The organism is Amycolatopsis sp. NPDC051102, from assembly GCF_040682815.1.
In the GTDB taxonomy this organism is placed as follows: Bacteria; Actinomycetota; Actinomycetes; order Mycobacteriales; family Pseudonocardiaceae; genus Amycolatopsis.
On sequence record NZ_JBFBBT010000002.1, the window covers coordinates 567,648 to 590,104 of the forward strand.

Below are 22,457 nucleotides of genomic sequence, written 5' to 3' on the forward strand. Positions count from 1 at the left end.
TCCACAGAGGACTCGATGTTCGTCAGTGCAGATTCGAGCGAAATTGCCCGGCCCGATGAAGCTTCGACGGCGGGACCGGAAGGCCGCGTTGTTGTTCCGCCGGGAGGACCGCGCCGCAGCCGCGAAGTCCACGGAGCTCGACGAGAGGACTCAAGCCCCCGACTCGCCGGCGAGTCTCGGAAAACGCATTCCTGAAGTGTGGCGCGCGCCACCCCCCACCGTCAAGAGCCGGTCAACCGGCCCGTTCGGAGGTGCTGTCCCGGACCACCAGACGGCCTTCGACGATCACGTGGGTGACTGCGCCGGGTTCGCCCAGGGCGAGGCGGATCGCCTCCGCGCCGGCGTAGGCGAGCGGCAGCGCGACGGTGGTGAGCCTCGGCGTGACGTTGACCGCCAGCCGGATGTCGTCGAACCCGGTCAGCGATACGTCCCCGGGCACCGCCACGCCGCCCTCGCGGAAGGCCCGGAGCACACCGACCGCGATCAGGTCGTTCGCCGCCACCACGGCGTCTGTCCCCTCGAGCCCGTCGGCGACCAGCCGCCGTCCCGCCTCGAGGCCGCCCTCCCGGCTCACCGCGCAGTGCACGATCCGCACATCGGCCTCCGCGACACCGCCGGCACGGAGACCGTCGACGAAGCCTGCGGTCCGGGCAGCCGGGGCGGCCTGCTCCCGGGCGCCCGCGACGATCGTGACGCGCCGGTGCCCCGTCTCGGCCACGAACTCGCCGAGCCGGCGAGCGGCTCCCCGGTTGTCGAACCCGACCGAGTGAAACGGCAGGTCCGTGTCGCCGACGACCACCACCCGTCCCCCGTCACGCTCGTAGGCGCGCAGTTCTTCGAGAAGCCGTCCGGACAGCGCGTCGGCGGCGACCCGGCCGGAGGTGAGGACCAGCGCACGCGGCCGCAGCGCCCGGACGTGGCGGATGGTCTCGAGCTGGCGCCCGGGATCGCCGTGGGTGGTCGACACCGTGACGAACGCGCCGGTGGACCTGGCCGCCAGCTCCATGGCGGACACCATGATGGCCATCGACGGCGTGGTGAGGTCGTCGGCGACGAGAGCCAGCGACCCGCTGGTCCCCCGCATCGCCCGCGCGGCCGCGTCCGCGGTGTAACGCAGCCGCTCGGCCGCGGCCAGCACGCGCTCCCGGTACTCGGGCGCAACGGTCCGCGAGCCGGCCCCCAGCACCCGCGAGGCGGTCGCCAGCGACACCCCGGCGGCCGCCGCCACGTCGTGCAACGTCACGGTGTCCCGTGCTGGATGCGGCATCCCACCCCACTTCGAACGCGCCGGCGCCCGGACACCATAAGCTCCGGAGAGCCGGCTGGGAGCGGCGAGTCAGCGCTCAGCCTCTGTCGGAAAACGTATTCCATCACCTATCGTCCGGAGGCACAAGCACCTCGCGGATCCAGGGAAGTGAGTTCGCCCCGCATGACCGAGCAAGGCACCGGCTCCTCCCCCACCCTGCTGGACGTCGCCAGGGAAGCGGGCGTTTCGGCGGCCACGGCCTCGCGCGCGCTCAACGGCAGTACCCGCACCGTCAGCGCGGAGAAGCAGGCCCTCGTGCTCGAGGCCGCGAAGCGGCTCGGCTACGCGCCGAACCTTTCCGCGCAGGCCACCGCCCGAGGATCGACGAAGACGGTCGCGCTGATCGTGCACGACATCGCCGACCCGTACTTCTCCTCCATCGCCGCCGGGATCGTCGAAGGCGCCGAAGCCGCGGGGCTGACCGTGACCATGGCGGTCACCGGCCGGTCGCCGGAGCGGGAGCTGGAGATCGTCTCGATCCTGCGCGGCCACCGGCCCCACGCCATCGTGCTCGCCGGCAGCCGCATCGGCGACGACCAGGAGACGCTGGCCGGGGAACTGCGGGCGTACCAGGCCGCGGGCGGGCGCGTGGCGGTGGTGAGCCAGCCGGGGTTGCCATGCGGGACCGTCACGATCGACAACCGCGGAGGCGCCCAGGCACTCGCGGACGCGCTGGTCGCGCGCGGGTACCGGCGATTCGCCGTCCTACGGGGACCGGACGTCCTCCACACGTCCCGCGACCGAGCCGACGGGTTCGCCGCCGGGCTGGCCCACGCCGGGATCGAGGTGATCGACACGGTCGAAACCGACTTCACCGAAGACGGCGGCCACGCCGCTATGACCGCACTGCTCGGCGGGGACGACATCGAGCTGGTGTTCGCGGTCAACGATGTCATGGCGATCGGCGCCATGCGAGCACTGCGCGACGCGGGCCTGGTTCCCGGACGAGACCTCGCCGTGGCGGGTTTCGACGACATCAGCGCGGCCATCGACGTCACCCCCGCCCTGACCACCGTCGCCGTGCCCACGAGAGCGATGGGCTTGCGCGCGATCGAGCTCGCCCTGGCCGGGACGGGCGAGCCCGAGCTCGTGCGGCTGCCGACGAACGTCGTCCTGCGGGAGAGCACCCCTCGACGCGGCTAAGCCTTGCGGTAGGCCCGGAAGTAGTCCACGACGAATTCCTTCGGCCTCGGATCCGCGGGATCCACGGTCCCCGTCCAGCCCGCGTTCTCGTAGATGCCGAGCAGGAACACCGAGGCGTAGGCCGGGGACGCGTTGATCGTCTGCGTGAGCTTGTTGTCGACGTAGAGCTTGAGCTGCGTCGCCGTCCACTCGAGCCCGTAGATGTGCATCCCGCCCGCCAGATCGAAGCCCGTCCCGATCGAGTGGCCGACCTCCGGGACCTTCGGATCGGACCACTTGTGCAGGCTGAAGTTGAAGTTGCGCGGTGTCCGGCCGGGGTTCTCCATGATGTCCACTTCGGCGTTCTGGGTCGCCGAGTCCTGCTTACCGACCGTCCAGAACGCGGCGTGGAGACCGCTTCTCGCGGACGTCTTCCCGCGGATTTCGAAGTACCCGTACTGGGGGGCGTACTTCCAGACGGCGGGGATGGTGTGGTCTTGCGGGGAAGTCTTGTGCAGGCCGGTCCGCTGCCCGGTCTGGATGCTGGACACCTTCATCGGATCGCCGGCGTAGTAGGTCGGCTGGTCGTCGTCGATCCGCAGCACGAGGGCACCGTCGCGGAACCCGTACCGCGCGCGCGAGCGCGACTCCGGCGTGCGCGATTCCAGGTAGTTCGTGATCCACAGGTTCGGATCGAGACTGCCGTTGAACTCGTCGTGCCGATCGAGCACCCACCCCGGCTTGTCCAGCGGGTTCGGCGGCGTGTCCGCCGCCTGGGCGGCCGGGGCGAAACCGACGCAGGCGAGCACCGCGCCTGCCAGAGCCGGCCAAACCCGGGCCCTTCCGGTGAACCTTCGCACGCTCGTCATAGTTTGCTCGCCCTTCCGGTCAGCGCGCAGCCTCGGAAAGCGTTTTCCAATCCTTCCGGCCATGATGCCGCAGAACACCGCCCGCCGATACCCGTCCGCTCGATCCGCCTGATGCAGACTCGGATTCGCCTCGCCAGACCGTCGGAACACGTTTTCCGGCCGTACTGGTCGACAGAGGCCGTGCGGCCATCCGCGTTGCCCCGTACGATGCGGGAGCAAGATCGACACCGCGGGAAAGGCTGGGCTCATGACCGAGGCGCTCTTCGTGGTCACCGGAGCAGACCACTGGACCTTGACCGACGGCACGGAACACCCGACCGGCTACTGGGCGGAGGAGCTGGTGGAGCCGCACCGGATCTTCCGCGAAGCGGGCTTCACAATCACGATCGCCACCCCCGGCGGCGTGACCCCGACCGTGGACCGCACCAGCCTGTCCGCGGCGGCCAACGGTGGCGACGAGCAGCGCGCCCGCCGGATCGGCGAGTACCTCGACGGCATCAAGGCCGAACTCGACCACCCCGCCCAGCTGGAACAGGTGCGCCCGGAGGACTACGACCTGGTGTTCGTCCCCGGCGGACACGGCCCCATGGAAGACCTTGCCGTCTCCCCCACCGCCGGGCGGATCCTGACCTCGACCCTCGAGGCCGGCAAGATCCTCGGAGTCCTCTGCCACGCGCACGCCGCCCTGCTCGCAGCCGAGCAGCCGGACGGCTCGTGGCCGTTCGCGGGCTACCGCATGACCTCGTTCACCAACGCCGAAGAAGCCGCGAACGGTTTCGCGGAGAAAGCCCCGTGGCTGGTCGAGGACCGCCTCCGAGCCCTGGGCGCGGACTTCGTCGCGGCGGCTCCGTGGTCGTCCCACGTCGTGGTCGACCGCAACCTCTACACGGGGCAGAACCCCTTCTCCTCCGCCGAGCTGGCGAACGCGATCGTCGCAGCGGCGGGTCGCTGATCCCTCGCTGCGCGAGGCAGCCGGCGAACATTGATTCTCCTGCGCCGAACGCAGCACCAGTCTCTCCAGCGCAGCCGCCGTAGGTGGACGCCCAGTGCGTCGACGTCGAGCGGTGTGGTCCCGCTTTCTGGCGATCAGTCTGCGGTGCCAGCTCAGCAGTGTCCCTGGGGTGACCAGGAATACGCTGCGCCAGCGGCGGCGCGGGAGCAGCGACGACAGCGCGGCCGGCCAGAACCGGTCCGCGGGCTCACAACGGACCGGCGGCGATGACTTCCCGAGCGCCACACGCGTGATCAGCTGGGCTGCTGGGCCAGAGCAGCGGCGAGATCGGGCACGAACTCGCCTGCCCGGCTGCTTGGCGCGGTTCCGCACGGGCCGTCCGAGGTGCCAGGCGTTGTCAGCCATAGTTGCTGTATGTCGTCCTGGCGGGGTGTCAGCGACATGTACTGGCCGGCGCGGGCACCCGGCGGGTTGCAGGTGCCGGAGACCGGAACGTCGTTGCGGCTGCCGTCCACGACAGCGGTGTAGCCGGTCCTTCCGGCGGCCGCGCGGATGGCGTTCGCGGTGGTGGTTGCCTTGTCGATCGGGGCGTAGCCGCCGACGTCAACGGCGAAACCGTCGGCGCCCGCCGGGGCCAGCAGGGCGGCTGCGTCTTGAGGTGAGGCCGCATCGCTGACGTCGATGAGGACCGTCGCCCTCTTGACTTGCCTGATCGTGCGTACCGCGTCGGAGAGGACTTGTGCGCGGTCGGCGCAGGCGTGTCCTGCTTGGACGATCACGAGGGCCGGGGTGTTTCCCAGGCCGTGCGCCAGCTCGGCGAACCAGCCGTGGTGATCGCTCGCGCACCCGCCCGTCCGGTCCGGGCTCGCCAGGAACACCGGCAGCAGGTGCGCGGCGGCCGCGCCGGACGCGACGCGACGCACGTCGGACGCAACCTCGGCTGTCGGTGCCGTGACGAGGTGCGCCGCCGGTCTGGTCGCGATGCGTGTGCGGATGAGCTCCGCCCGCGGGTCGGCCGGTGCCGTGCGCAGCCAGAGCGCCGCGGGGTTGTCCGGGTCGACATAGAGGCCGCCGGTGCCTTGGAGCAGCGGAAACGGGCGTCCTGATGCCGGCGGGTCGATGGCGGTTCCGGCGGGCCCGCATGCGGCCAGCACCACGAGACCGGCGCCCACGCCGAGCGCTGCCCACCGGCGCACCCGAACTCGCCTGCCGACTCGTTCCATCAGCTCCTCACCGCCTGTTCGCGTAGAAGGGTCCCGAATCCTCCCACGCTATCCGGTAACCGCGGAACTCACGCGGCCGCTGTGCGGTGTCTTCACCTTTCGCGACGGCGAGCCAGATGAGCCACTCGCCGTCGCGGAAGGTGAAGCCGCCGCCGTGCAGGGTGGGGTCCCGCCGGACGTACAGGCGTAACGCTTCCTGGTCTTCCTCTGCGGGAAGCCCGGTCATGGGATCCACTGCTCCGCCGCCTCTCAGCCCGGGCCGATCACCCCTTCGGTGACGATGGTAGGCACTTTCGTCAGGGTGTCGAGGACGCTGTGGTAGACGGCGTCGTTGTTCATGTGGGTCAGAATCTGGTCGTAGTGCATGCCGAGCGTGGGGGTGATGACGGTGTTGTAGATGCTCTTGAGCGCGTCGGTCTCCTGCTGTGTCATGTGCAGCGCCGCGCCGTTGATCGCGGAGGCGGTGTCGTCGAGGTGCTGCTGCGTCACCACATACGCCGGGTCGCGGGGGCCGGCCATGGCCGAGGCCACGTAGTTCCGGTACTTGTCGTAGAGGCCGCGAGCGCCGGCCTTCTCGTAGTCGGAAGCGGGGGACTCGATGCTGCGGTTCGTCACCGTCTCGGCGTTGAGGTAGAACAGGTGGGTCAGCAGGCTCCCCAGCCGTGTCTGGGCGAGGAAGTTGTCGCGGATGTTGTCGGCGAGCGGGATGTCACCGTTGAGGGGCAGCGCGTACATGTTCCCCACCGAGTTGAAGACTCCGCATCCGCTGTCGGGCACGTTCTCGAGGATGACCGGGGTGATGCCGTCGCCGCCCAGGCGCACGAGCGAGCCTGAATCGCCCGGCCAGCCCATCCGCTCGGTCGCGATGAGGTTGTCGAAGCTGTAGTAACGGCCGTCGTCCATGTGGACTTTCGTAGAGTCCATGACGTTCACGATCTGGGTCGAGCTGTAGCCGGTTCTGGCTCCGACCTTTTCGATCGGCTCGAACATCTGGTAGCCGCTGACGTCGAACGTGCTGTCGGCGACGACCATCGACACGCCGAGCCGCTGCAGCATCGGTTCGAGCCGGACGATCCAGCAGCGCGAATGGTCCGAGTTCGACGCGAAGAAAAGCCCGATCGCCTTGTTCTGCGGGCTGTTCGGGGTCATCCGGTTGCCGGGGTAGCTGGTGGTCCAGCCGCTCTGGTCGTACAGCCGCGCAATGGCGCAGTCCATCGTGTTCTTCGCGAAGATGCCGGTCAGGTAGGGCACATAGCCGGAAAGCTCTCCGACGGTCGTGGCGGCTTCGTTGGCCGAATTGGGGAACGGCTGGGACATCTTGTCCCCGATCACCGGCTCGGCTTCGTGGAGCCGGTCGAGGTTGACCATCACGTGGGCGTTGGAGAGGGCGTGGACGACGCCCTGGGCGTCCTTGACGAACGCCGCGATCGTGCCGCCGTAGTACTCGACTCCCCCGTCGTCGGCGGTTTGGCGGGTGGTGAGGTCGACGATGGCGGCACCGGCCTGCAGTGGCCGGGTCTGCACGGCGAGCATCCACTTCTTCTTCGGATCATTGCCGGCACCCGGGAATTCCTGCTGCCCGCAGAAGCGGACGACTCCCGTCTCGACCACGTCCACCTTGTGGCTGATGCCGTCGACGTCGATGCGGTCGGGCAGGATCTCGTCTGCGCGCAGGTAGCCGGGCCTGCGTTTCTTGACCACGCCGACGGTGACGGCGGGTTCGTCGGTCCACTCCCCGCCTCGCCGGCGGGCCCCCACCCCGACGGAGGTGATGTTGGAGTGGGTCCAGAAGCGTTCTTTGATGAGCCCCTTGCCGTGGGTCAGCCGGGTCTCGGTAGCCGGGTCGAGCACGGTTCCTCCCTCGTGGCGCTTCAGGCGGCGAGCCGATAGCCCGTCCAGCCGGTGGTCAGCGTGCGTTCGTGTGCGGTGTCGAACAGCGACGAAGGCGTCGCCGGGTTCCACAGTCCGCTGTGGAGGTCGGCGGTCACGGTGCCGGTGGCCTTGTGCCAGATCACGAGGTCGGGCAGGCCGTCGCCGTTGACGTCGGTGAGCGTCCGCGTGTCCGCGGCGACGACACCAGTCGGCTGGATGGTGTAGAACTTGGCCTGCCAGTGGCCGCTGGAGTCGAGTTCGGCGAAGATGTCCAGCAGCCGGGCGCTGCCGTCGGTGAAGGTCATGTAAAGGTCGGGGAAGCCGTCCGCGGTGACGTCGGCGATCGACATGGAGGTCACGGCCTGCATGTTGTCGAGAAGTTTCCCGCGGTTGCTCAGCTGCGGTCTGCCGTTGGCGTCCGGCCCCTCATTGACGTAGAGGTAGTACCCGTTGTCGCCGCTGTAGCGGAAGAGGATGTCTGCGAGTCCGTCGAGTGTGGTGGGGTCGTTGGGGTCGCGGCCGACGAAGTCGGTGAGCGCCCAGAGGCTGCCTGCCTGCCAGCCGGTGGACCAGGTGTACTCCGGGTTCAGGGTCGTGGTGCCGTCGAAGGTTCCGGAGTGCGCGGCGATGTGCATGCTCCCGTCGGTGGCGAAGGTCAGGATGTCGCGGTTGCCGTCGCCGGTCAGATCACCCTGTCCGATCCAGGTGCGGTCGGCGCCGGTGGTCCCGATCGTCGTACTGGAGCTGAACGCGCCGGTTCCGTCGGCGGTGCCGGCGTGGACGCTGATCTGGTTGGTTCCCGTGGACACGGTGACCAGATCGGGGCGGCCGTCACCGGTGATGTCCCCCCGTCCCGCGGCCAGTGCCGTGTGCGCCTGCCGGTGCACACCCGGCCCTGGTCTCAGCAGCTCGCGCAGTGGACTGGTGGCGGGTATGACAGGCAGGGCGATCGCCGGGCCCGATGGTTCTGCCGCGGCGGCGCTCGTCCCGGTGACGAGTGAGCTGCCGAGCAGCAGCGTGGTGACGATCGTCGTGATCGGGCGGATCATGCGGGCGTCCTTTCTCCGGTGGGTTTTCGGGGTGATGTCAGTGCCGGTTCCGCCATGGCGCGGCAGAAGTCGAGCAGGATCGCCCGGGCGGTGGGCGCGGGGATGCGGCGGGCCAGTTCGGTCGCCGCGCTGTACTCGGCCCGAGCACGAACTCGGGTGAGGTGCACTGCCCGTGTCCCCAGGACCGGGTCGGCTGCCAAGGCTTCCGCCGTCACGTCGCCCTCGCCGCTCAGCAGATGCGGCAAGGCGGACAACCGCACGTCGAGGAGACCCTGCAGCGTGGTGTCGAGCCGGGTGGGCCGGCCGGTGAGGGCCAGCAGGTCCTCGGTGTGGCCGAAGAGCCGTCCGAGGCTCGCGCCCAGCTCGCGCAGCAGTGCCACGGTTGCGTCGGATGCGCCCGCGAGCTGGGCCCCGATCCGGGCCGGGAACTCGAACAGCGCAGCGAGAAACGGCGACGGGTCGCGGTTGCTCGGGGCCTCTCCGAGCTGGTCACCACGGTGCTCGGCCAGCTCGGCCAGCCAGTCCGCGAAGGCGGTGTCCAGGTCCGTGTCCCGGCCCGCGATCAGGGTTCCGGCCTGCGCCAGCAGGAAGTCGCCCGCGAGGATCGCGCTCGCCGACGCCCAGTCGACCCCGCGGACGGGTGTTGTGGTGACCGGTGACGCGGTCAGCCCCAGCATTCCCAGTGTGGTCAGTTCGACGGCGGCGCCGACGTCCGCGCGGCGGATGTCGGGCGGAGCGCCCTCGGCACACAGCGCAGCCCCGAACAGCAGGGCGGGCCGAAGGTTCTGCCGGCCCTCGTGCCGACCGGCGGCGACGACCGAGGCGACGAAGGGCCACCGGTCGCGCACCGCGGCGAGTGCCAGTTCGGAGCAGCCGGCGAGAAACGGGTGCAGCGCGCGGGCCGACCGGGAACCGGCGAGCACGGCGGACTCCGGGGTCAGGGTGGCGAACCCACCTGGTACCAGCACCGAGGTGCGGGCCTTGACAAAGAACGGGTTCTCGCTGTGCGCGGTTGCCGCAAGCACGCGCCAAGCCAGGTGGAAGTGCCGGGACAGCTCGTGCACGCCCTCGCCGTAGCCGGCGAACGTCCCGGCAACGCCGGCCCGGTACCGCTGTGCCGCCGCGCCCGGGTCATCGCGGTGGGTCACGATCGACTCCGCGGCCAGGAGCGCGCTCCGGACACCGTTGTCCAGAGCTTGCCCGGCGAAAGGGTCGAGCAGGCCCAGCGCGTCTCCGACCACCAGCCTGCCCTCGGTGACGGATGCGCCGGGGGTGAACGACGTCCCGGCGACACCGGCCACCAAAGGACTCGTGGCGGCGAGAGAGCGGTACCGCGAATCGGCTCCGATGAGGGCTTCGAGTGCCTGGGCCATCAGCTTTCCGGCGTCGATCTCGCTGCAGTCGTCCAGCGCGGTGACCGTGACGCTGACCTGATGGTCGTCGTCCGGTGCGGGCAGCACGCGGATCGATACCGGCGTGCCGTGCCGCGAGGGGGTCCGAAGGTGGATATCCGTGCCGGTGCTGAAGGCGCCACGGAACCGGCGCGTGCAGATCACCGCGTCGCCGTGCGAGGCGCGCCGCGATGACGAGGTCCACCCGGTCGCCAGCACGACATGCCGCGCCCGGACGAAGACGCTTCCGCCCTCAGGAAGTGCGAGGTGCAGGGTGTCGCCCTCGACAGCGACGACGTCTGCGGCCATCCTCCGGGCACCCGCCTGTTCCGCGCTTTCGGCGGCACGGCGCTCCAGATCGGACTTGCAGCAGATCACGAGCCCGGCGTCGGCCCAGCCGGCCGTCGCGTCGTCGCCGAAGTGCGCCGTGTACGCACCCGCTCGCCGGAGCGGAACCGTCGGCGCGACCAGCCGCGCCATGCGCTCCGTCAGCAGGACGTCGTAGTCGCCGCTCGTCTCCCGTGGCCGCCCGACAAGGGTGGTGGCAAGGCCGTGACGGGCCAGCTCGGCCGCAGTGGCACACCCTGCGACTCCATCACCGACCACCGCGGCGTCGACAGTGATCAGTTCGGCCACAGGACGTCCTGGAGGCGGAGGAGCTCGCGGCCCGGCCCGGTACTCGCCAGTGCACCGAGCGAAGTGACCGCGCGGTCGAAGTGCTCCCGGGCCAACGCCTCAGCACTGGCGAATCCGCCGCCCGCCTCGACCAGCGCGCGCACCTCTTGCAGGTCGGCCCGCGAAAAACCCGGTGAGAGCAGCAGTTCCGGCAGCCCCGGCGTGTTCTGCTGGATCGCGTAGAGGGTCGGCAGGCCGAACAGCCCCAGAACGTGGTCCGTACCGGTGGGCTTGCCCCCAGGATCCTCCTGCAGGTCCAGGCAGTCGTCCATGATCTGGAATGCCGTGCCCAGCTCGACGCCGAACTCCGTGAGCGCCGCGAGCACGGCGGGTTCCGCGCCGGCTTCGAGAGCGCCGAGCACGCAGCAAAAGCGGAACAATTCCCCGGTCTTCCGGCGAACCAGGTCCAGGTAGCGGTCGACGGGAAGATGCGTGTCGAAGGATCGTTCGACGTCGAGCAACTCCCCGTAAGCCAGCTCGGCGGTGACCGCGGCGACGGCACGGCTGATACCGGACCCGAGCCGCGCCGCTTCCCGCGCGGCGCGCGCCATGCACAACGCTCCCGCGACAACAGCCGGTTCCGGTCCGGCGACGACGTGCGCGGCGGTGTCACCACGACGTGTGGCAGCCCGGTCGATGACGTCGTCGTGCAGCAACGACGCGACATGCAGGAGCTCGACCACTGCGCCGAGAGCCACCAGCCGGTCCCGGCGGGGCCTGCCGAACCGGGAGCACACCTCGATCAGGTGCGAACGCAGCCCCTTGCCCCCGGCCCGCACCAACGGCGCCACCAGCACACGCTGGTTCGCCGGAATCCCGGCGAGCAAGTCAGTCAGCTGTTCCCGCACTCGAAGCGCGTATGCCCGGTCCCGTATGACCGGGCGCGTCATCCCGCGACGCGCAAGTGGTAATGCTTCGCGAAGTCGAGCCACAGCTCGGCGGAAGCGTCGGCCGCGGCGTCGAAGTGCGTCGTCACCGTCGAGAGGGCGAGCGCCGTGACGGGTGTGAGCAGCCGTTTCGCACCAGAGTCACCTTGGATCCTGCGACCAAGGCCCGCGATCACGCGCGCCTTGTCCACGCCCGCAGCGTCGAGTTCCCGCAACACCCGCGCACCCTGCTGTGCCTGTGCTCGCCTGGCGGCCGCAAGGGAGCCGAGCCGCTGCTCAAGCCGGTCCCGGGTCGCCCGCGAGAGTGGCGTGCCTTCTTCACCGAAGGACGGTAGCGGCGCAGGAGCCGTGGCGACCGCCCGGCACAGCGCGAGCACCGCGCCGAGGTCATCATCCGGCCAGGAGAATTCCGCGGCTTCCGCAACGCAGACACCACCGACGGCCAGGGCGGCCGTTCCCGCCAGCACTACTGAGCAGCGCACGAACCGGCGCCTGCTCAGTTCCCGGGAAAGTCGTCGCTCATCGTCATGCGTCACCGCAGCCCCCCGCCACGTCTTCAGTGCTCCGTCATCACAACGGACGCTGATCACGTCGCAGCTTGCCAATGCCCCGTTATCAACGGCACGACTTGTCACCAGAATGGCCTAGTTCGAAAGGCGCCAACCGTACATATGTTCAGTCCACCACCAACAGGAGCGGATGTCCCTGCCCAGGCAGATGTCGTCGGCCCGATCGCTCGGGTCGCATCTCGACTGGAATTCGCCGCCGGATCGACCCGGACCGGTCAAAGACAGGACACGAACGTCCGCTATTGCCGATGAGCGGACGTGCGGAGCCACTTTCGGCCGGTTCCGTAACGACCGCGCGGTGATGGCTTCTGGCCGATCTCGCCTGGCCAGGATCGAGCGGATGATCTTGTCGGGTTCGGGGGCAGCCTTTGCTGCGACACCTCATCCAGTCGTGTTGCGCAGGTGAAGTGGTGCATCCCAGGGGCCTCGTCGGCTCATCCCGGCACAGGCCAGTCCGGACACTAGCTATCCAAAAGGGCAGTGTGCAATGACTCCCGCAACCAGCACTCCGCCCTGTCCAGCGACCAGCCATTGTGGTCGGTCAGCGTGAAATAGGCGTCGTTGTTCAGGTAGAAGAACAGAACGTCGGTGGCCTCTTGCACGCCGAGACCGGCACGCAGGGCTCCCAGCTCGGACAGCCGGCCGGCGGCCACGGCGAGACCGTCGCGCAGGCTGGCTTCCGCGGTCTTGAGCGCGCCGGCGGCGCCGGGGTCGTGCGGCGCGGTGTCGGCGATGACGCGCATCAGGTCGCGGGACCGCTCGAAGCGGACCCGGGTGGCGTTGACGATGTCGCGCAGCAGGTCCCCCGCGTCCGTCGCGGCAGCGAGGTGGGCATGGATGTCCGCCACGTCCGGCGCCGTGGTCCTGGCCTCGATGATCAACTTGAGCAGTCCCTGCTTGCCGCCACCTACCGCATACACCGTGGCGGGCGCGACCCGGGCGGCGGTGGCGATCTCCTCGACGGTCACCGTGAAGAACCCCTTGCGGCTGAACAATTCCCGCGCGGCGTCGTAGATCGCCTGCCGGGTCGCCGCGGCGTACTCGGCCCGTCTGCTCCTGGCGTTGCCCGAAGGCGCAGTCGACATGGTGATAGTGTAGCCCTCTGTTCATCAGAGTGAGACTCTGATGAGCAGAGCACAACTCTACCGCTCGGGTGCAAACTAGGAGATTCGCTGGTGAACTACGTTTTCGTTCCGGGTGCCTGGCACGGTGGCTGGGCGTGGCACCCGGTGGCCCAGCGGGTGGCCGACGCCGGCAGGCGGGGCATCGCACTGACCATGCCCGGGCTCGTCGCCGGGGACGACGCTCGGGAGCTGAAGCTGATCGACGCGGTGACGTACCTCGTCACCGAGATCGAGCGGCGGGACCTGACAGACGTCGTGCTGGTCGGTCACAGCTGGGGCGGTATCCCGATCGCCGGCGCCGCGCCGCGGCTGGCAGGGCTCCTGCGTCGAATAGCGTTCGTCAGCGCGTTTGTCCCGCGAGCCGGAGAATCGATGGCCGACGCGATGAGCCCCGAGGTCGGCGCTTTCCTGCGCTCGGCGATCGAGGCATCTCCGGAGCACTCGATCGCCGTGGACTTCGAGTCGTTCCGCCAGTCGCTCATGCAGGACGAGCCGGAGCACCTGCAGCGGCTCGTATTCGACTTGCTGGTGCCGCAGCCCGGCGGCTACATGCTCGACGCGCTCGAGGAGGTAGACCTGGAAGACGTGCCGGTCACCTACCTGCTCGCCGAGGAGGACCGGGCACTGGCCGCGCCGGGCGTCGAACTCGCCGCACGTGCCGGAGTGGAGCCGGTCCTCTTGCCAGGTACCCACGAAACGATCCTCACCCACCCTGACGAGGTGGCCAAAGCCCTGCTCGAACACACCGGAAGCTGAGAGCGGGCTACGCCACATGGCTCCGGCTACTTCGACCGCCCAATCGGCGGGGCCCCGCCTTTCCTGACAACCGCAGCAACGAAGGACGAGGACCATGCGGATCGGAATCGTCGGTCTCGGCCTCGGCGGAGCCACCGCCGCAGCCGCTATGTCCCAGGACGGTCATGATGTGACTGTGTTCGAGCAGGCACCGGCCATCGAGGAGGTCGGAGCCGGCCTCGCTTTGGGGCCGAACGCGGTTCGACTGCTGCGCGGCTTGGGCCTTGGCTCCCGTATGGCCGAGCGCGGATGCGTTCGATCGGGCGAGGGCCTCATGAACCGGGTCGGCACTTTGCTGCAGAGCGTGACCTCCGAGGGCGGCGACGGCACCCCGGGCTACTACTTCCACCGCGCTGAACTCCTCACCACCATCTGCGAGCTGCTCGACCTCGAACGCGTTCGGCTCGGCCAGCGGTGCACCTCCGCTGAGGAGTCCGACGACGGCGTCCGCGTGCGTTTCGACGACGGCTCGTACGAGGACGTCGACCTATTGCTCGGAGCCGACGGCCTGCGTTCAGTCGTGCTGAGCAGCTTTTTCCCCGCGACACCCCTCGAATACGCCAATCTGGTCGCATATCGCGGGCTTGTGCCCAATACGGTGGCGCACAGACACGGTGTGTGGGCCGACGGCGAAAAATACTTCGTCGTTTATCCGGTCTCAGGAGGGCGGCTTCTCAACTTCGTCGGCGTGGTCCCGACGGCGGGGCGACCGGACGAGTCGTGGTCCAGCGAGGCGACGATCGCAGACCTGCGTGCCGAGTTCATCGGCTGGGACGCTCCGGTGCTCTCCGTCATCGACCGGGTTTCCCGGAGTTTCCGCTGGAGCCTGTACACCCGGGCGCCGCTCGAGCACGTCACTGGGCGGCGCGTCGCGCTCCTCGGAGATGCAGTTCATCCCTTGCTCGTCCACGGCGGGCAAGGCGCAGGCCAGGCTATCGAGGACGCCGTCGCGCTTGGCGTGCTCCTTCGAAGCGCCTCGCCGAACGACGTCCCCGAACGCCTGGCGCTCTACGAACGGCTCCGGCTGCCGCGGGTGACCGCGGTCCAGCAGGCGGTCCGGCGCACGGCCCAGTTGCTCCATCGCGATGTCCTCCTCGTCGAGGGTGAAGAACGGCCCCGGTCCCCCGAGGACACCGCCTGGATCGCGGATTACGATGTGGGCCGCGAGGCGCAAGACCTCCTGCACCGGGCCGCCAGCAGCGGTCGGTGAGATTGCCCCGCGTGCACAGCGAGGCGGGCGCATTCCCCGCGTTCGCGGCGGTCACGGCAGTTCAGCGCGTATTGGACGGGGAAGTCCCCGCCAGCCACGGGGCCAGCGCCGTCCGCGTCGCATCACGTTCACGACCACCGACGTCCCGGTCGGCTCATTCCACGACACCTTGTAGACATCCTCGGCGAGGCGGACCAGGTCGACGTGCTGCCCCTTCACCCACCGGCCGCCGACGTGTCCGCTGTGGAGGCGGTAGTCGATCGTCGTGGCGTTCTTCACGTACATCTCGTACTGCCAGCCGTTCGCGTACGTGTAGATGAAGCGATGGCCGACGATCCCCGCAAGTTCTTGATCACTCATGTCGACAGTTTTGCATCAAAACAGTTTTGTCTCAAGCCTATCTGATGTCATAGTGACCACATGCCGTCGACGAGCGAACACCTGAGCCGTCAGATCGCTCCGCTACGCCGAGCGCTCCTGCGCCGCACGCGCGCCCACGCGAACCTGCCTGATCTGCCGGACGCGCAGGTCGAGGCTCTGCGTGTCCTGGTCCAAGGGGGCTCGACCACGCCAGGTGCACTGGCCACGCAGCTGCAGGTGGCGAGATCGACGGTCAGCAACCTGCTCCGGGCGATGATCGCCGCCGGCCTCGTCGAGCGAGGGGCCGGCGAGAACCTCCGGACGGCTCGGATCGCCGCCACACCCAGGGCCGTGGACCTGCTGGAACGCTACGACGCGGCGAGCGAACGCGTCCTCGACGATGCCCTAGCCGAACTGAGCACCGCCGACCGGCGCGCCATCGAACGCGCGGCACCTGCGCTCGGCCGCCTCACCGCCGCGATCGACCGACCGGACAAGCAGACCGGCTGACGTTCCGGATTCGGCGGGACCGGGGACTCCAGCACGTCCGCCGAGGGCGACCGAGGCACCGTGGAGCACGGGGGCGCAGGAACCGGTGGACGCGGTGTTGACCCTCCCCGGAGGTCGCCTCCGCGGCGCCACCGGTGCTGCTCGCTCGCCGTTCGGTGCGGATGCGTAGGCTGCGGAGGTCTTGAGCCAGGCGAAGGTGCGTTCCACGAGCCAGCGGGTGATGGCCGAGGCCGGAGCCGTGTGCGGTGCCTCGGCGGGCGATGAGCGGGGTGATGCCGCGGGCGCGGAGCCGGCGGCGGCACGTGTCGTGGTCGTAGCCGCGGTCGGCGTATCGAGGCCGACGCCGCCGGGCTGTGGACCCTGTAGACCTCGATCTTCAGTGGCAACCGCGATCGCGCTGCGCCTCGAGCGTGGCCAGGCCGCCAGCCCGTCACCGGGCGCCGTGGAGTCCATCGCCGCGGTGCTGCGGCTCGGCGACGACGAACGCGCACACCTGGGCCGGTTGCTCGCCGCCCTCACCCCCGAGGCCCGCAAGGCGCCGGGCAAGGGCTCGGGCTCGGGCTCGGGCTCGGGCTCGGGCTCGGGCTCGGGCTCGGGCTCGGGCTCGGGCTCGGGCTCGGGCTCGGGCAAGGACACCGTCAGCCCCGGGATCCGGGTGCTGCTGGACTCGATGGAGCAGCTGCCGGCAATAGTGGTCAACAGCCGCCTCGACATCTCGCCGCCAACGTCCTCGGACGCGCCCTCTACGCGCCGATGTTCGACACCGGCGGCCCGGTGAACTCCGCGCGCTTCGTGTTCCTGGAGGAGCAAGCGGCCCGGCGCATGTTTCCCGAGTGGGACCGAATCGCCGACGACTCCGTGGCCATCCTGCGCATCGAATCCGGCCGGCACCCCGACGACCCGGCGCTGGTCGCCCTCATCGGCCGGCTGGCCACCCGCAGCCAGGCGTTCCGCACCCGCTGGGCCGCCCACGACGTCAAAACGCACCGGGCAGGCACCAAGGTCTTCCGGCAGCCCCTGATCGGAGAGCTCACCCTGCCGTTCGAGAACCTCACCGTCGACGCGGCCGCAGACCAGGTCCTGACCGTCATCGCCCCGCAGCCGGGCTCACCGGAACACGATGCGATCCAGCTGCTGGCGAGGTGGAACGCGCACTCCCCGGACCCCGCAGAAGCCGAGAGTTCCGCGAACACCTGAGCAGCGCCGCCGGACGCCGCAAGGCCGGGCGGCCACGCAGACGCGGTCGGGCTCGGTCATCGGCGGTGGCGCCGGCTCAGGTCGTCGGCACGTGGTGCCGGGCGAACTCCGCTTCGTCGGGGTGCACCAGCTTCCGGTGGTTCTCCGAAGCGAAGAAGTTGTCGTGGTCTTGCCAATGCCCAGGTCCGGCACGGACGTGCCTTCTCGCAGGCGCCTGAAGCCGCAACGGTCACGGAGCCCATACGCTTGTGATCCATCGCCTGCCGGTGACCCTGGACGAATGGCCGTCGAAGCAAAGGCATCAGGACGGCGTCGACGATCGCCGCGATGTCGTCGTCGCTGACCTGCCGACCGCTCCCGAGCTTCAGCCGCCGGATGACAGCCACGCCACAGGACAAGTGCGCCAGTGGTCGGCTCCGGGAGGTCCGGTAGGGATCATCCCGGATGCCCCGGGCCGGGCCCGGCCGCGACACTGGTGGCCTCGCCGACCCGGAGGACGAATTCGTTGAGACACCGAGGAATCAGGTTCGCTGCGCTGGCCGTCGCCGGCATCGCAGGGCTGTCGCTCACCATGGTCGGGACCGCGGCCGCGAGTGGTGGTCCCGACCGGCAAGCGATCATCCGGGCACTGGACCTGATGACCACGACCGGAGCCGCCGGCGCGCAGGTCCGCATCGCCGCCGTCGGCCGGGAGTTCACCGCCCGCAGCGGCGTCGCCCGGCTGGGATCGCCCGGCGGCGTGCCGGTGAACGGGCGGTTCCGGATCGCCAGCGTCACCAAGACCTTCACCGCCACCGTCCTCCTCCAGCTCGCCGGCGAACGACGGCTGGCCCTCGACGACACCGTGTCCCGGTACCTGCCGGGACTGCTGCCCGACGGCGACCGGATCACCGTCCGCATGCTGCTGCAGCACAGCAGCGGCCTGTACAACTACTCCGACGACCTCACGGGCGACCCGGCCGAGCTCCAGCGGCATTGGGACCCCCGGGACCTGGTGGCCATGGCCACCGCCCACCCCCTGAACTTCCCGCCCGGCACCGCGTCGAAGTACTCCAACACCGACTACGTCGTCGCCGGGCTGCTCGTCGAACACCTCACCGGCCGATCCTGGGCCACCGCCGTCCGGAACCGGATCATCCGCCCGCTCGGCCTCCACGACACTTCCCTGCCCGGCGACCGCACCGCCATCCCCGGCCCGCACGCCCACGGCTACACCGTCCGCGACGGCGCTCTCGCCGACGTCACCGCGATGAACCCGTCCGTCGGCTGGGCGGCCGGCGAGATCATCTCCACCACCGCCGACCTCGACGCCTTCACCGAGGCCTTGTTCGGCGGCCGGCTGCTCAGGCCCGCACAACTCACGGACATGACCACGTTGTCCCCCTCCGGCGCCACCTATGGCCTGGGCCTGAGCACCAACGTGCTGTCCTGCGGCGCGCAGGTGTGGGGCCACACCGGCGACGTCCCCGGCTACCACACGCTCGTGGCCGTCACCCCCGACGGCCGCACCCGCCTGCAACTGTCCCTGACCACCGCCACCCGGCAGACACCGCTGCAGGGCTATCGCCAGCTTGTCGACGAAGTCTTCTGCAGGTAAGGAAAACCCATGGCACTGCTCGCCGTAGAGCGCCTCAAGTTGTTCTCCACGCGTTCGCCCTGGTGGTGCGCGGCGACCGCATGGTTCGTGAGTGTCGGATTCGCGGCTCTCATCGCCGGCACCCGGGAAGATGCCGAATTCACCGCCACCGTCGCCTCGACCCAGTACGGCTACGACTTCGGCGTGGCCGTGATCATGGTGCTGGCCGCGTTGTCGGTGACCACCGAATACCGCTTCGGCACGATTCGCACGACCTTCCAGGCGGTGCCGGGGCGCAGCCCGGCCCTGCTCGCCAAGACCGTAGTGGTGGCCCTGCTCGCCCTGTTCATCGGTGAGGCCGGCGCGTTCGGCTCGTGGTTCGTGGCCACATTGCTGCAACCCCGCGCCGATCTCGCCCTGGACAGCGCCGCGGACTGGGTCAACGTAACCGGCGTCGGCGTGCTCTACGCACTGGCCGCCGTCATCGCGGTCGCGGTGGGCGTCCTGCTGCGGCACAGCGCAGGCACGATCGCATTGCTGCTGGTCTACGCATTCGCCGTCGAGAAGCTGGTCCGGATCGTCCCCGGCGTGGGCAGCAGCATCTACCAGTGGATGCCGTTCAACGTGGCCGCGAAGTTCCTCACCGGCACCGGGGCGTCCAACGCGCGCGCCCATGGAGCGGGACCGGTGTCGTTGTCCACCACGCCCTTGGACCAGGGGTGGGCGCTGGCCTACTTCGCCGCGATCGCTTTCAGCCTGCTCGCGATCGCGATCACCGTGGCGAAAAGCCGCGACGCCTGAGGGCAGCCGATTTCCGGCGTCGTCGGAGCAGATCCGGCCGAGCCGGATCAGTGTGGCGATCCACTCCGGCCGGGCGATCACCGTCAACGGCGTGGCCGGCAAGTCGATGACGCCGCAATGCCTGTCCGGATGGTTTCTCTTGACCCAGCCGGCGCCGAGATGCGGTCTGATGGTCAGCGGCCCTGAACTCGTCGAACGCGAACACACCACAGTCCGGTGCGGTACCCCGGCGCCGAGCGGCAGAGCACCGCGCGCCGGCGGCCGGCTCAGGCCGAGCGTTTCCGTGTCATCCAGTGGTGGCCGCCACGAGCGGACCGAGGAGGGCCAGTGCTTCCGCGCTGGGGCTGCCCGGTGGGGCGTGGTGAACGACCAGCTGCAGTCCTGGGGCACTGCACACGTCGAATGCCTCGTACCCCAGCGTCAGCAAGCCGATGTCCGGATGGCGGAACTGCTTCGCACCCCGGCTCTTGCCGCGGACGTCGTGCCGGTTCCACAGAGCGCGAAAGGCGGCGCTGTGCTCGGTGAGTTCGTCGACGAGGGCGCGCAGCCGCGGTTGCCGGGGGTCGTGTCCCGCGGCGAGCCGCAGGTGGCCCGTCGCGGCGTGCGCGGCTCGGTCCCAGTCGACGTAGAAGTCGCGTCCCGCGGGGTCGAGGAACGTCATCCGGGCCAGGTTGCCCGGTTCGGCGAATCCGGAATGCAGCGCTCGTGCGAGCTCGTTTTCAGCGAGGATGTCCATGGTGCGGTCGATCACATACGCCGGCGTTGTGGTCCACGCCTCCAGCAGCTTCGCGAGCTCCTGCCGTACCGGTCGGCGTTCCGGGTGGGGTGTCTGGGGAGGCGTGCGGCCGGTCAGCCGGTACAGGTGCACCCGTGAGTCGGCGTTGAGATCGAGCGCTCTGGCGAGTGCGTCCAGGACCTGCGTGGACGGGTGTCGTTCGCGTCCCTGTTCCAGCCGGGTGTAGTAGTCGGCGCTCAGCCCGGCAAGCACCGCCACCTCTTCGCGGCGCAGTCCGGGCACGCGGCGGTGGCCGGACGTGGCGAGGGTGGTCGCGGGTTCCGGCCGCGTCGCGGCGCGGCGTGCTCGGAGGAAGCCGCCCAATGCATCGTCGGTCACCTCCGGAACCCTACGGCGCGCCGGGCCCGGCTTCCTGGGTGCGCTGCACCCAGGAAGCCTGCGGCCTGGTTCAGTCCCGCGCCGGCGTACGAGCATCGAAAGGCGCCGCGACGGCCGACCGGCATCCGCGGACACCGACCGCACGAAAGGGTTCACCCATGCGTTATGCGCTGCTCGGCCGCTCCGGCATCCGTGTCTCCGAATTCGCCCTCGGCACGATGACGTTCGGCGACGACTGGGGATGGGGCGCGCCACCGGAAACCAGCACGAGGATGCTCGAGGTCTTTTCCGAAGCCGGCGGCAACTTCATCGACACCGCGAACGCCTACACCGGCGGCGTCGCGGAGACGATCCTCGGCCGCGCCCTGGAGGGGCGCCGCGACCGTTTCGTGCTCGGCACGAAGTACACCCTGCAGACCGAACCCGGAGACCTGAACACCGCCGGCAACCACCGGAAGAACCTCGTCCGGTCGCTGGAGGCGAGTCTGCGTCGGCTGCGCACCGACCACGTCGACGTGCTGTGGGTGCACGCGCGCGACACGCTCACCCCGTTGCCGGAACTCATGCGGGCCCTCGACGATCAGGTCCGCGCCGGAAAGGTCCTGCACGTCGGCGTTTCGGACTGGCCCGCGTGGGAGATCGCGCAGGCCAACACGCTGGCGGAACTGCGTGACTGGTCGCCGTTCGTCGGCGTGCAGCTGCGGTACAACCTGCTCAGCCGGTCCGTCGAGGCGGAGCTGACGCCGATGGCCCGCGCGCACGGTCTGGCGATCCTCGCCTGGGGCCCGCTGGCCGAAGGCCGGCTGACCGGCAAGTACCTCGACGGCACGGGCCAGGGCCGGATCACCCGCGGCGGCTGGGACTTCAGCGGTGACCAGGGCGACCACATCGTGCGCCGGGTCGTCGACGTCGCCGAAGCGGGCGGCTGGACACCCGCCCAAGTCGCGTTCGCCTGGCTGCGTTCCCGGCCGGGCACGGTCATCCCCCTGCTCGGCGCGACCAGCGAGCAGCAGCTCCGGGCGAACCTGGGCGCTGCCGACGTCGTACTCGACGACGACGCGCTGCGCGTCCTCGAGGAGATCAGCGCTCCGCAGCTCGGCTTCCCCCGCGACGTGATGGCGGGCGAGGACATGATCGCCCTGACCTACGGCGACCAGTGGCGGCAGGTGGTGGACGGCGAGTCCCGCAGGCCCGTCAACGACGACGACCGGCTGACCCGCACGACCGGCCGGCACGGCTGAACGAGCAGCGTGCCCGGCGGCCGGACCCGGGAATCCGCCGAGGCGGTCCTGTTCACAGCGACGGCATCGGCGGTACGGCCAGTCTGGTGCAGGGCCAGCAGGTACTGGCTCGCGGTCCGCTCGTCCAACGGGTGCTGCGCGGTTTGCGCGGCGAGCTCGGCCACCAGTTCGGTGCCGTCCCCAGCGCGTAGCCGAGCCTCGGCCAAGTCGTGCCGCGCGGCCAGCCGTTCCTGCTCGAACCGGTCGCGTTCGGCCTCGACCACTCCCCGTCCACCCCGGTCAACGCCGTCCCCCGCCACAGGGCCAGTGCAGTGGTCAATGACCGCACGGCCCGCGTCGTCGACACTGGCGAACCACTCGCGGTGGCGCACAACTCGCGGAATCTGTGCAGGTCCACCACTGTTTCGGCGTCGTCGGCCGTAAGGACATACCCGCACGACCGGCGCGTGATCGCCACTCCCTCGGCCGGGCCCAGCGCCCGGCGCAGCCGAGAGATGCAGCTGTGCTGCCTGGGCGGACCGAGATCCACCGGCCGCGGCTTCATCAGCCCATTGCAGAAAACCTGCAAGAAGTTCACACGATCGGCCGCTCAACATCAGAACCGCGGCGGCTCG

The 22,457-nt window shown here is 69.8% G+C and carries 22 protein-coding genes and 2 pseudogenes; 10 read left to right on the forward strand and 14 right to left on the reverse strand.

Annotated features, from left to right (window positions below; all coding sequences use genetic code 11):
* Window positions 1-232 precede the first annotated feature (232 nt).
* On the reverse strand, window positions 233-1,267 hold the full coding sequence (locus AB0M93_RS08530) for a LacI family DNA-binding transcriptional regulator (protein WP_364269831.1): 1,035 nt from the start codon (window positions 1,265-1,267) through the stop codon (window positions 233-235).
* Window positions 1,268-1,429: 162 nt separating this feature from the next.
* On the opposite strand from AB0M93_RS08530, the gene AB0M93_RS08535 reads away from it, so the two are divergent.
* Complete coding sequence (locus AB0M93_RS08535) at window positions 1,430-2,449, forward strand: LacI family DNA-binding transcriptional regulator (protein ID WP_364269833.1); 1,020 nt, start codon at window positions 1,430-1,432, stop codon at window positions 2,447-2,449.
* Here AB0M93_RS08535 and AB0M93_RS08540 read toward each other — a convergent pair.
* On the reverse strand, window positions 2,446-3,237 hold the full coding sequence (locus AB0M93_RS08540; RefSeq protein ID WP_364269835.1) for a glycoside hydrolase family 16 protein: 792 nt from the start codon (window positions 3,235-3,237) through the stop codon (window positions 2,446-2,448). The genes AB0M93_RS08535 and AB0M93_RS08540 overlap by 4 nt on opposite strands.
* 307 nt (window positions 3,238-3,544) lie before the next feature.
* Here AB0M93_RS08540 and AB0M93_RS08545 point away from each other — a divergent pair, with 307 nt between their 5' ends.
* Window positions 3,545-4,249, forward strand: coding sequence for a type 1 glutamine amidotransferase domain-containing protein (locus AB0M93_RS08545; protein WP_364269837.1), 705 nt, complete (start codon window positions 3,545-3,547; stop codon window positions 4,247-4,249).
* 293 nt (window positions 4,250-4,542) lie between these two features.
* Here AB0M93_RS08545 and AB0M93_RS08550 read toward each other — a convergent pair whose 3' ends face one another.
* The 8 genes from AB0M93_RS08550 to AB0M93_RS08585 all read right to left on the reverse strand — a co-directional run bounded on the left by AB0M93_RS08550 (window position 4,543) and on the right by AB0M93_RS08585 (window position 13,000).
* On the reverse strand, window positions 4,543-5,421 hold the full coding sequence (locus tag AB0M93_RS08550) for a glycoside hydrolase family 6 protein (RefSeq protein ID WP_364269839.1): 879 nt from the start codon (window positions 5,419-5,421) through the stop codon (window positions 4,543-4,545).
* A 58-nt stretch (window positions 5,422-5,479) separates the two neighbouring features.
* On the reverse strand, window positions 5,480-5,698 hold the full coding sequence (locus AB0M93_RS08555; RefSeq protein WP_364269841.1) for a hypothetical protein: 219 nt from the start codon (window positions 5,696-5,698) through the stop codon (window positions 5,480-5,482).
* Window positions 5,699-5,721: 23 nt separating this feature from the next.
* Window positions 5,722-7,323, reverse strand: a complete 1,602-nt coding sequence (locus AB0M93_RS08560) for a hypothetical protein (RefSeq protein WP_364269843.1) — start codon at window positions 7,321-7,323, stop codon at window positions 5,722-5,724.
* A gap of 20 nt (window positions 7,324-7,343) precedes the next feature.
* Complete coding sequence (locus AB0M93_RS08565; protein ID WP_364269845.1) at window positions 7,344-8,393, reverse strand: VCBS repeat-containing protein; 1,050 nt, start codon at window positions 8,391-8,393, stop codon at window positions 7,344-7,346.
* Window positions 8,390-10,420: a hypothetical protein gene (locus AB0M93_RS08570; RefSeq protein WP_364269847.1), complete on the reverse strand. Its 2,031-nt coding sequence runs from the start codon at window positions 10,418-10,420 to the stop codon at window positions 8,390-8,392. Before AB0M93_RS08570 ends, AB0M93_RS08565 begins: the two co-directional genes overlap by 4 nt.
* Complete coding sequence (locus AB0M93_RS08575; protein ID WP_364269849.1) at window positions 10,408-11,250, reverse strand: polyprenyl synthetase family protein; 843 nt, start codon at window positions 11,248-11,250, stop codon at window positions 10,408-10,410. The genes AB0M93_RS08570 and AB0M93_RS08575 overlap by 13 nt, the downstream gene beginning before the upstream one ends.
* A gap of 95 nt (window positions 11,251-11,345) precedes the next feature.
* Window positions 11,346-11,882, reverse strand: a complete 537-nt coding sequence (locus AB0M93_RS08580) for a hypothetical protein (protein ID WP_364269851.1) — start codon at window positions 11,880-11,882, stop codon at window positions 11,346-11,348.
* Window positions 11,883-12,376: 494 nt separating this feature from the next.
* The gene (locus AB0M93_RS08585) at window positions 12,377-13,000 is read right to left on the reverse strand and encodes a helix-turn-helix domain-containing protein (protein WP_364269853.1); all 624 of its coding nucleotides are present in this window, start codon (window positions 12,998-13,000) and stop codon (window positions 12,377-12,379) included.
* A gap of 90 nt (window positions 13,001-13,090) precedes the next feature.
* Between AB0M93_RS08585 and AB0M93_RS08590 the strand changes: the two genes are divergently transcribed.
* A complete protein-coding gene (locus AB0M93_RS08590) occupies window positions 13,091-13,795 on the forward strand; it encodes an alpha/beta hydrolase (protein ID WP_364269855.1) in 705 nt (234 codons plus the stop codon).
* Between the two features lie 94 nt (window positions 13,796-13,889).
* Entirely contained in the window at window positions 13,890-15,044 is a 1,155-nt protein-coding gene (locus AB0M93_RS08595) for an FAD-dependent monooxygenase (RefSeq protein WP_364269857.1), read from the forward strand.
* Window positions 15,045-15,095: 51 nt separating this feature from the next.
* Here the strand turns inward: AB0M93_RS08595 and AB0M93_RS08600 are convergent, their stop codons facing one another.
* Window positions 15,096-15,404, reverse strand: a complete 309-nt coding sequence (locus AB0M93_RS08600) for a phenolic acid decarboxylase (protein ID WP_364269859.1) — start codon at window positions 15,402-15,404, stop codon at window positions 15,096-15,098.
* A 60-nt stretch (window positions 15,405-15,464) separates the two neighbouring features.
* Between AB0M93_RS08600 and AB0M93_RS08605 the strand changes: the two genes are divergently transcribed.
* Window positions 15,465-15,914 (forward strand): MarR family transcriptional regulator, encoded by a 450-nt coding sequence (locus tag AB0M93_RS08605; protein ID WP_364269861.1) that lies wholly within the window; start codon window positions 15,465-15,467, stop codon window positions 15,912-15,914.
* A gap of 142 nt (window positions 15,915-16,056) precedes the next feature.
* Here AB0M93_RS08605 and AB0M93_RS08610 read toward each other — a convergent pair.
* Window positions 16,057-16,263, reverse strand: a pseudogene (locus AB0M93_RS08610) (transposase); the annotation flags it as partial.
* A 30-nt stretch (window positions 16,264-16,293) separates the two neighbouring features.
* Here AB0M93_RS08610 and AB0M93_RS08615 point away from each other — a divergent pair.
* From AB0M93_RS08615 to AB0M93_RS08630, 4 genes are all read left to right on the forward strand, one after another.
* Window positions 16,294-16,692 (forward strand): helix-turn-helix transcriptional regulator, encoded by a 399-nt coding sequence (locus AB0M93_RS08615; RefSeq protein WP_364269863.1) that lies wholly within the window; start codon window positions 16,294-16,296, stop codon window positions 16,690-16,692.
* A complete protein-coding gene (locus AB0M93_RS08620) occupies window positions 16,668-17,111 on the forward strand; it encodes a hypothetical protein (protein ID WP_364269865.1) in 444 nt (147 codons plus the stop codon). The genes AB0M93_RS08615 and AB0M93_RS08620 overlap by 25 nt, the downstream gene beginning before the upstream one ends.
* Before the next feature lie 505 nt (window positions 17,112-17,616).
* Window positions 17,617-18,708, forward strand: a complete 1,092-nt coding sequence (locus AB0M93_RS08625; protein ID WP_364269867.1) for a serine hydrolase domain-containing protein — start codon at window positions 17,617-17,619, stop codon at window positions 18,706-18,708.
* Between the two features lie 9 nt (window positions 18,709-18,717).
* The gene (locus AB0M93_RS08630) at window positions 18,718-19,488 is read left to right on the forward strand and encodes an ABC transporter permease (protein WP_364269868.1); all 771 of its coding nucleotides are present in this window, start codon (window positions 18,718-18,720) and stop codon (window positions 19,486-19,488) included.
* A gap of 286 nt (window positions 19,489-19,774) precedes the next feature.
* Here AB0M93_RS08630 and AB0M93_RS08635 read toward each other — a convergent pair whose 3' ends face one another.
* Window positions 19,775-20,602 (reverse strand): helix-turn-helix transcriptional regulator, encoded by an 828-nt coding sequence (locus tag AB0M93_RS08635; RefSeq protein ID WP_364269870.1) that lies wholly within the window; start codon window positions 20,600-20,602, stop codon window positions 19,775-19,777.
* Between the two features lie 158 nt (window positions 20,603-20,760).
* Between AB0M93_RS08635 and AB0M93_RS08640 the strand changes: the two genes are divergently transcribed.
* Window positions 20,761-21,843, forward strand: coding sequence for an aldo/keto reductase (locus AB0M93_RS08640; protein WP_364269872.1), 1,083 nt, complete (start codon window positions 20,761-20,763; stop codon window positions 21,841-21,843).
* Here the strand turns inward: AB0M93_RS08640 and AB0M93_RS08645 are convergent.
* Window positions 21,747-22,387: pseudogene (locus tag AB0M93_RS08645) on the reverse strand (AfsR/SARP family transcriptional regulator). The gene AB0M93_RS08640 and the pseudogene AB0M93_RS08645 sit on opposite strands and share 97 nt — an antisense overlap.
* Window positions 22,388-22,457 lie beyond the last annotated feature (70 nt).